Source organism: Streptomyces capparidis (genome assembly GCF_054782095.1).
The window spans coordinates 1-873 of sequence record NZ_BAAGTD010000131.1 but is presented as its reverse complement, the minus strand read 5'-3'; the positions used below and the strand labels follow the sequence as shown (position 1 = coordinate 873).

1 protein-coding gene is annotated in these 873 nt (G+C 68.0%); it reads right to left on the bottom strand.

Annotation, left to right across the window (positions count from 1 at the left end; genetic code table 11):
- A partial coding sequence (locus ACYVO2_RS37250) for a DEAD/DEAH box helicase family protein (protein WP_461012561.1) occupies positions 1-326 on the bottom strand: 326 nt, incomplete at its 3' end.
- Positions 327-873: the final 547 nt, after the last annotated feature.

Sequence of the window (873 nt, the reverse complement as noted above, 5' to 3'; positions counted from 1 at the left end):
TCGGCCGCCCAGAGGGAGACGTCTTCGGCGAGGGAGCAGACGGCCACCGCGGGGCCGGTGTGGCCGGCCTTGCGCCACTCCCGCACCGTCTGGGTGAGCAGGTCGAGGGTGGGGAGGACGATCAGGACGCGGCCGCGGGGCGCGAGCCGGTGTGCCGCGGCCGCGGCGATGTAGGTCTTCCCGCTTCCGCACGGCGCCACCGCCGTCGCTCGTAGCCCTTCGCGGGGGATGCGGCGTCCCGGGGGAATGTCGAGGCCTTTGACGATGGCTTCCACGGCTTCCGCCTGGTGGGGGCGGAGTTGTACGGTGGCCGCGTTCCTCGGCATTCCTGACCTTCTGTTAGGCGTGTCGGGCGGGGGATTTTCTGGTTTCCCTCGGTGGTGTTTCCAGGGCCCGAGGGAGGGAGTGGCGTTCGGAGCACAACTCTACGCGATGCATCGTCGTCATGCATCCGGTTCAAGCCATCCTCTGAGCGTGTGCTTCCGCCGTCTTATTGGGTGGAGTGTTCCAGGGTGTCTGCGGGGGGTGCTTTGGGCGGTTGAGGGTCTCCGTCCGAGGCTTGTCTGGACTTGATGGTGTGTGAATTGGGTTGCGGCGGGGGCCGCGTCGTGGGGTGGGTGCGGGGGTGTATGTGCGGGGTGGTGACGTGGCGTCTGCTGAGGGTAGTGCCTGGTAGTTCGCAACTCTACGCGTGCATCACGGGGCTCGAGGGGTCGCCCTGTCCCCGCTGCCTGCTTTTCGGATTCCCGCTTGCGGGAATCCGCTCAATTCCGCGCTTGCGCGGAATTGCCGTGGCTTCGCATTCCGCTTGCGGAATGCGCCGCCCGCGCTTGCGCGGGCGACTGCCGGAGCGTCAGCGGAGGCAGTCCCTGC